The organism is Gammaproteobacteria bacterium, assembly GCA_022340215.1.
GTDB lineage: Bacteria > Pseudomonadota > Gammaproteobacteria > JAJDOJ01 > JAJDOJ01 > JAJDOJ01.
Genome location: JAJDOJ010000070.1, coordinates 1 through 3,631, shown reverse-complemented (window position 1 = coordinate 3,631; position 3,631 = coordinate 1). Strand labels below are relative to the sequence as shown.

Genomic DNA, 3,631 nt, shown 5'->3' with positions numbered 1-3,631 from the left:
CTGGAGCGGCTGAACGAAATGTTGCTCCAGCACTATTGCGAAGACATCCTCTATCCGGAGCGGACCGCAGCCGTCATCCCACTGAACCGCCGATTCCAGACCTATAAGGGGTTTCTGGAAGTCACGGGCGAAAATGTGTTTCGACGGTATCCATCCGCCCTGCTGGAGCTGTTCCTCATCCTGCAGCGCCACCCCGAAATCCGGGGCGTGCGGGCATCGACGATCCGTCTGTTGCGCGAACACCGTTACCTGATCGATGACGACTTTCGAAACGACCTGGCGAACCGAAGTCTGTTCATGGAGATCCTGCGGCAACCCGCCGGCATCACTCATGAATTCCGGCGCATGAACCGCTACGGGATACTCGCGGCCTACTGGCCGAGCTTTGCCCTGATCGTCGGGCGCATGCAGTACGATCTGTTTCACGTCTATACGGTGGACGAACACACGCTGGTCGTATTGCGAAATCTGCGGCGCATGTCGCTGGCCCGCTGCGCCGACGAACTGCCCTACTGCCACCGCCTCTTCGAACGTATCCCCAAGCCTGAGATCCTCTATCTGGCCGCCCTGTTTCACGACATCGCCAAGGGACGTGGCGGCGACCACTCGGAACTCGGCGCGGAGGAGGCCGAGGCCTTCTGCCTGCATCACGGTCTGAGCGCCTTCGACGCGCGCAAGGTCGCCTGGCTGGTCCGCCATCACCTGCTGATGTCGGTGACCGCACAACGCAAGGACATCAGCGACCCTGCCGTGGTCAACGCCTTCGCCCGCGCCTCCGGCAACGTCAATCGGCTCACCTATCTGTACCTGCTGACCGTCGCGGACATTCGGGCAACCAACCCAGAGTTGTGGAACTCCTGGAAGGATTCTCTGCTGACAGAGCTCTACCACGCCGCGCATCGCGCCATTCGTCGTGGCCTACACAACCCGCTGCACAACCGCGAGGTCATCGAAGAAGCCCGTTCCATCGCCGCGGGAATTCTCGATGAGGAGGGGATCGATCGCCGGGCATACGAGGCACTGTGGTCAAACTTCAGCCAGGACTATTTCTTGCGTCACTCGGGCCGCGACATCGCATGGCAGACCGCAGCCATCCTGCAGCACGGTGACAGCACCGATCCGCTGGTGCTGATCAGGGAACTGACGGAGCGGGGCAGTACGGAGATCTTCATCTTCGCGCCGGATCACAATCATCTGTTCGCCCACGCTAGCTGTTTACTGACCTCCCTCGGACTCAACATTCTCGACGCACGGATCATTACCGCCGAGCACGGATACACCCTGGACACCTTCTACGTGCTCGACGAAGAATCCGAACCGATCCGCTCCCAGGGACGAATCGAGGAGATCACCGGGGCACTCGTCGCTGCACTGCGTACCCCGGACATGGAACCGGAAGAGACGTCGAGACGAACCCCGCGAAGGGTACAGCACTTCAGTTTCAAACCCGAGATCCGCTTCGCCCGGCACGACCCGACACGCAGCACTCGCCTGGAACTGATCTCTGCCGACCACCCGGGTCTGCTCTGCAAGGTTGGCAAGGCCTTCGTAGAGAGTGGCGTACTCGTTCTCGGCGCACGCATCGCCACCCTGGGCGCGCAAGCCGAGGACATCTTCTACGTCACCGACCTTGATCGTAGACCCATTACAGCGAAGTCCTGTCAGAAGGAGATCCGCCACGCCATTCTGCGGCAGATGGGCTACGAGGCTGAAAATCCGGCCGTGAACGACGCCTGATCCGACCGGAACCTTTCCCTACCCAACGGAAGCCGTTTCGACCAATTCAATCCCGTTTCCATCGGGATCACGACAGAAGATCGCCTCTCGTCCGGATCGACTGCGGGTATAAGGAACCTCATGACGATCCAAGGACCGGGAGACCTCCCTCAGGTCGCCGACGAGCAGCGCCAGGTGCCTGTCACGTCCCGCATGCTCCGGCCTGCCGTCAACCGCATCGGGATTCGGCAATTCCAGCAGGTGAATCTGGCCCGACCCGACGTTCAACCAGGCCCCCGGGTAACCCAGATCCGGGCGGGACGGAGAAACCTCCAGGCCCAGGATATCCCGGTAGAATACCAGCGCGACACCGGTATCGGCGACGATGACGCTGACGTGATGGATGGCCTTGATGGTCACGATTCCCTCCGCGGTTCTCGGTGCCCGGATCTGCATGCCGGACGCAGCATGACATATACTATCGCGTCCCGCGTTACCCCCCTCGTATCGGATGAACCCGGACCTCGACAAACTTCAGCCCTATCCCTTCGAAAAGCTCGCCCGGTTGAAGGTCGATGTCGAGCCACCGAACGGGCTTGACCCCATCGCCCTGTCGATCGGGGAGCCGCGACACCCGACACCCTCATTCATCGGCGAGGCCCTGCTGACCCACCTGAACGGGCTGGCAAGCTACCCCGCGACCCGGGGGGGCGACGCCCTGCGTGAGTCGATTGCGCGATGGCTGGCACGCCGCTACACCCTGCCGCAGGACCTGCTAGACCCGCAAGCCAACGTGCTTCCGGTTAACGGGACGCGCGAGGCCCTGTTCGCGTTTGCCCAAAGCGCCATCGACAGAACCCTTGACCCTCTGGTCATGATGCCCAATCCCTTCTATCAAATCTACGAGGGAGCGGCGTTACTGGCCGGGGCCGAACCGGTTTACCTGAACTGCGACGCGGACAAGGGCTTCCTGCCGAACTTCGGGGGATTGAGCGATTCGCAGTGGGATCGCTGTCAGTTGCTTTATATCTGCTCACCGGGAAACCCCACTGGTGCGGTACTCAGCGAGCACGATCTGGGGCGCCTGATTGATCTGGCAGAACGGCACGACTTCGTCATCGCTTCCGACGAGTGCTACAGCGAGATCTACCCTGACGAGGACGCTCCCCCCGCCGGACTGCTGGGCGCGGCGGTAAAATCGGGAAACGACGAATTCCGGCGCTGCGTGGCATTCAACAGCCTGTCGAAACGGTCCAATGCCCCCGGTCTGCGATCGGGTTTCGTCGCAGGAGACCCGGAGTTGCTGAAGCGATTTCTCCGCTATCGTACCTACCACGGTTGCGCCATGCCGCCGCCGATCCAGGCGGCCAGCGCCGCGGCATGGTCGGACGAATCGCACGTCAGGAGAAATCGTGACCAGTATCGTGAGAAATTTGACAACGCCATCGAGATACTCAGTCCGGTAATCGACGTCACCGCACCGGACGGCGGTTTCTATCTGTGGCCGCGAACCCCGGTCGAAGACGTCACATTCGCCCGTGAACTCTACCGACAGGCAAACGTGACCGTCGTGCCCGGCAGCTTTCTCTCACGTGACACCGCCACTGGCAATCCGGGGCGCCACCGTGTCCGCATGGCCTTGGTCGCGCCGACCGATGAGTGCATCGACGCGGCACGTCGCATCAGGGCCGTTGTCGAGTCCCTTGCGAAAGGCGATATGACAGGCCCAGGCGCCTGAAAACCGGCAAGCTGCAAGGACGATCGTCCGCCATAGCTTTTAAGATAAATATTTTCGGCAAAAAATCAGGCAGTTACCATCTCATGGTACAACCCAAAGAGAGATAGCACCTCTTTCGAGGCATTCTTAAAAATTTCCAGGGACTCGTGCACCTTTCCCTTCAGGGCTTCAAAGGTT

General features: G+C 60.9%; 3 protein-coding genes. 2 read left to right on the top strand and 1 reads right to left on the bottom strand.

Going from position 1 to position 3,631, the window contains the following annotated elements; genetic code table 11:
- A partial coding sequence (glnD, locus tag LJE91_05145; GenBank protein MCG6868123.1) for a [protein-PII] uridylyltransferase occupies positions 1 to 1,737 on the top strand: 1,737 nt, incomplete at its 5' end.
- A gap of 18 nt (positions 1,738 to 1,755) precedes the next feature.
- On the opposite strand, the gene LJE91_05140 is transcribed toward glnD, so the two are convergent.
- Entirely contained in the window at positions 1,756 to 2,172 is a 417-nt protein-coding gene (locus tag LJE91_05140) for a VOC family protein (GenBank protein MCG6868122.1), read from the bottom strand.
- Between the two features lie 55 nt (positions 2,173 to 2,227).
- Here LJE91_05140 and dapC point away from each other — a divergent pair, with 55 nt between their 5' ends.
- Positions 2,228 to 3,454: a succinyldiaminopimelate transaminase gene (gene dapC / locus LJE91_05135; GenBank protein MCG6868121.1), complete on the top strand. Its 1,227-nt coding sequence runs from the start codon at positions 2,228 to 2,230 to the stop codon at positions 3,452 to 3,454.
- Positions 3,455 to 3,631: the final 177 nt, after the last annotated feature.

Bases quoted from the DNA above. Each gene is read 5' to 3' on its own strand.
- LJE91_05140 (MCG6868122.1), bottom strand. From the start codon at position 2,172: ATGCAGATCCGGGCACCGAGAACCGCGGAGGGAATCGTGACCATCAAG.
- dapC (MCG6868121.1), top strand. From the start codon at position 2,228: ATGAACCCGGACCTCGACAAACTTCAGCCCTATCCCTTCGAAAAGCTC.